Source organism: Streptomyces sp. N35 (assembly GCF_016464295.1).
Classification (GTDB): domain Bacteria; phylum Actinomycetota; class Actinomycetes; order Streptomycetales; family Streptomycetaceae; genus Streptomyces.
The window spans coordinates 44,825-48,591 of the sequence record NZ_JAEIMH010000072.1; the positions used below are offsets into that span (position 1 = coordinate 44,825).

General features: G+C 72.5%; 4 protein-coding genes. All 4 read left to right on the top strand.

Annotated features, from left to right (window positions below):
- The first annotated feature begins 5 nt into the window (after window positions 1-5).
- Entirely contained in the window at window positions 6-881 is an 876-nt protein-coding gene (locus JAO81_RS31485) for an ABC transporter permease (RefSeq protein WP_199551374.1), read from the top strand.
- Window positions 878-1,636, top strand: coding sequence for an ABC transporter ATP-binding protein (locus tag JAO81_RS31490; protein ID WP_199551371.1), 759 nt, complete (start codon window positions 878-880; stop codon window positions 1,634-1,636). The genes JAO81_RS31485 and JAO81_RS31490 overlap by 4 nt, the downstream gene beginning before the upstream one ends.
- Window positions 1,633-2,643, top strand: a complete 1,011-nt coding sequence (locus JAO81_RS31495) for an ABC transporter ATP-binding protein (RefSeq protein WP_199551372.1) — start codon at window positions 1,633-1,635, stop codon at window positions 2,641-2,643. Before JAO81_RS31490 ends, JAO81_RS31495 begins: the two co-directional genes overlap by 4 nt.
- A gap of 233 nt (window positions 2,644-2,876) precedes the next feature.
- A partial coding sequence (locus JAO81_RS31500; protein ID WP_199551375.1) for an RNA polymerase sigma factor occupies window positions 2,877-3,767 on the top strand: 891 nt, incomplete at its 3' end.

Below are 3,767 nucleotides of genomic sequence, written 5' to 3' on the forward strand. Positions count from 1 at the left end.
GGGGTTTGCCCGCCGCGGTGACGGGGCGGCCGGCCGCGGGGGGGCGGCGCCCCGAGGCGTGGCGCCGGCCGCAGGCCGTGGCCGGAGCGCTGGTGGCGCTCGCCTGGCTGCTGATCGCCGCCGCCGCGCCCCTGCTCGCTCCCTACGATCCGCTCGCCCAGGAGCTGCCCCGTCTCGCCGAACCGGGCCCCGGGCACTGGTTCGGCACCGATCAGCTCGGCCGCGACATCCTCAGCCGGGTCCTCTACGGCGCCAGGGTGTCGATCCCGCTCACCCTGCTCCTGGTCGCTCTCTCCGTACTGATCGGCGGGTTCCTCGGCGGTGTCGCGGGGTATTTCGGCCGTTGGGCGGACGAGGTGATCATGCGCTTCGCGGACCTCGTGTTCGCGTTCCCGACGATCATCCTGGCCATGGTGGTGGCGGCCGCACTCGGCGCCAGCCTCACCAACGCGGTACTCGCCGTGCTCGTGGTGGCCTGGGCGTCCTACGCCCGTGTCGGCCGCGGTCTCGTGCTGGCCGTGCGCGAGCGGGAGTTCGTGCTCAGCGGGCGGCTGCTCGGCTTCTCCGTGTGGCGGTCGCTGCGCGTGGACGTGCTGCCCAACGTGGTGGGCCCGATCCTCGTGCTCGCGACCCTTGACATGGGCACGGCACTGCTGCTGCTCTCCGGCCTTTCGTTCCTGGGCCTGGGCGCCAAACCGCCGTCCGCGGAGTGGGGGGCGATGGTGGCGTCGGGCATGGAGGTCTTCGACAGCTGGTGGGTCGCCACGTTCCCGGGGCTCGCGATCCTCACCGTGGTGCTCGCGTTCAACTTCCTCGGTGACACGCTGCGCGACGCCCTCGACCCTCGTACCGCCCGCGCCGTGAAGGAGCGTGCGCTGTGACGCTGACGATCACCGGTCTGCGGGTGTCGATCCGGGACACGCAGATCCTGTCCGGAGTCGACCTCGCCCTCCACAAGGGGCAGGTGCACGGGCTGGCCGGCGAGAGCGGGTCGGGCAAGACCATGACGGGCTTCGCCGTCCTCGGCCTCCTGCCGCACGGCGCGCGGGCGAGCGGACGGATCGAGCTGGCCGGGCGCGACCTGCTCGGGCTCCCCGACAAGGAGCTCAACCGGGTGCGCGGCAACGACATCGCGATGGTCTTCCAGGACCCGTCCACCAGTCTGCACCCGATGCTGACCGTGGGCAGGCAGCTGACCGAGCACATGCGGGCTCACCTGGGCCTCGGCAAGGCCGAGGCACGCGAGCGCGCCCTCGAACTCCTCACCAAGGTCCGCATCCCCGGCCCGGCGGAGGCGTATCGGCGCTATCCGCACCAGTTCTCGGGCGGCATGCGGCAACGAATCGCCGTCGCCGTGGCGCTGGCCTGTGATCCGCAGGTGCTGATCGCCGATGAGCCCACCACCGCGCTGGACGTGACGGTGCAGGCCGGCATCCTGCGCCTGCTGCGCGGCCTGTGCGACGAACTCGGGCTCGCCGTCCTGCTCATCACCCACGACCTCGGGGTCATGTCCGCCATCGCCGACGAGGTGAGCGTGCTGCGTGACGGCCTGGTCGTGGAGTCGGGCGCTCGCAAGTCCGTACTGCGCACACCCTCCCATCCGTACACCCGCAAGCTCCTCGAGGACCTGCCATGACGCTGCTCAGCATCGCCGACCTCGTCGTCGAGCACCGCTCCCCCGGGCAGCCGCCCGTCAGGGCCGTCGCCGGGGCCGGGCTCACGGTCGCCGCCGGTGAAGTCGTCGGTCTGGTCGGTGAGTCGGGGTGCGGCAAGTCGACGCTGGCCCGGGCCGTGTGCGGACTGCACGCCGTGGCGGGCGGCTCCATCACGTTCGACGGCCGCCCTGTCACCCCGCTCGGTCTGCGGCGCCGGGCGCTGACCGGGATCCAGATGGTCTTCCAAGACCCTTACGCCTCCCTGAACCCGCGCCGCCGGGCCGGCGACCAGATCGCCGACGGCCTGCGCGTCGGCGCCGGCCGCGCAACCCCGGCCAACGGCCTGCGCGTCGGTGCCGGCCGCGCAACCCCCGCCGACGGCCTGCGCGTCGGTGGCGACCGCGCAACCCCGGCCGACCTCCTCGAACGCGTCGGCCTTCCCCGCTCCTTCGCCCACCGCCATCCGCACGAACTCTCGGGCGGGCAACGCCAACGCGTCGCCATCGCCCGCGCGCTGGCCGCCCGACCCCGGCTGCTGATCGGTGACGAACCCATCTCCGCGCTCGACGCCTCCGCCCAGTCCCAGGTCGCCACCCTCATGCGCGATCTCGCCGTGGACTCGGGCGCCGGACTCCTCTTCATCAGCCACGACCTGTCCGTGGTCCGGCTGATCGCCGACCGGATCGCGGTCATGTACCTGGGCAGGATCGTCGAAGTCGGCGAGACCGCGTCGGTCTGGGACGCACCCCGACACCCGTACACCCAGGCCCTCTTGCGGGCCATCCCGCACCCCGACGGCCTCGGCACCCTGCCCGCCGAACTCCCCGGCGACGTCCCCGACCCGGCCGACCCCCCGCCGGGCTGCCGCTTCCACCCGCGCTGCCCTCAGGCGATGGACGTCTGCCGCGTACGGGAACCCGACTTCGGGCCGGCCGCCTGCTGGCTGCACGCCCCGTCCGACGTGAGGGAACATTCGGCGAAGGTATGAGGAGGCGGAGTGAAACACGCCACCGCCCCACACCCCCTAATCACCGCAAACCAGCCCGCACCATCGACACAGCCCCTTCACATACGGCATTTCCCACACCCCTGAACCCTTGTGCCCCTGCGCACGCACGCGCGAAGGTGACGCAATTCCTGTTATCCGCCGACGCCCCCACGGTCTCCTGATCGCCGGCCCGGGGAGGCGGCGAGCGAGAGGGAGAGTGGACGGACGTGGGTGTGAGCCGAGAGAGCGGCGCGCTGGTGCGCGCGGCACAGCACGGTGACCGCAGAGCGCAGACCGAACTGGTCACCGCGTATCTGCCGCTGGTCTACAACGTCGTGGGCCGCGCGCTGAACGGTCATGCCGACGTCGACGACGTGGTGCAGGAGACCATGCTGCGCGCACTGCGCGGCATCGGACGGCTGCAGGATCCGGGGCGTTTCCGGTCGTGGCTCGTGGCGATCGCGATGAATCAGGTACGGGACCACTGGCAGGCGCGCCAGTCCGCGCCGGACGGCTTCGGGGCACGGGACGAGTTCGATCTGGCCGACCCCGCCGGGGACTTCGTCAATGTCACGATCGTCCGGCTCGGCCTCGAGGGTCAGCGACGCGAGGTCGCCGAGGCGACGCGCTGGCTGGAGAGCGACGACCGGGAGCTGCTCTCGCTGTGGTGGCTCGAGGCCTCCGGAGAGCTGACCCGCCCCGAGCTCGCCGCCGCTCTGGAGATCTCCGAGCAGCATGCCGCGGTGCGGGTGCAGCGGATGAAGGGCCAGCTGGAGACCGCGCGCGTGGTGGTGCGTGCGCTGGCCGCACCGCCCTGCCCAGGGCTCGGTGCGGTGGTCGGGATCTGGGACGGGGTGCCGTCCGGGCTGTGGCGCAAGCGAATAGCCCGGCATGTCCGTGAATGCCAGGTGTGTTCGCGGCACTCGGCGGATCTCTGGCCGGCCGAAGGGCTTCTCGTCGGCTTCGGCCTGGTGCCGGTGGCCGGCGCAGCGGGAGCCGGGGTGTTCGCCGCGCTCGGGTTGTACGGGGACCCGGCGGCCGAGACGGTCGCCTTCGCCGCGTCGCCGACAGGCCGGGGCGCCCCGGAGCGTGAGCCGTGGGACACCGGGTCGGGTGGCCCCGGG

What these genes read in the sequence shown, in the direction of transcription:
- JAO81_RS31495 (WP_199551372.1), top strand. Translation starts at nt 1,633, where the DNA reads ATGACGCTGCTCAGCATCGCCGACCTCGTCGTCGAGCACCGCTCCCCC.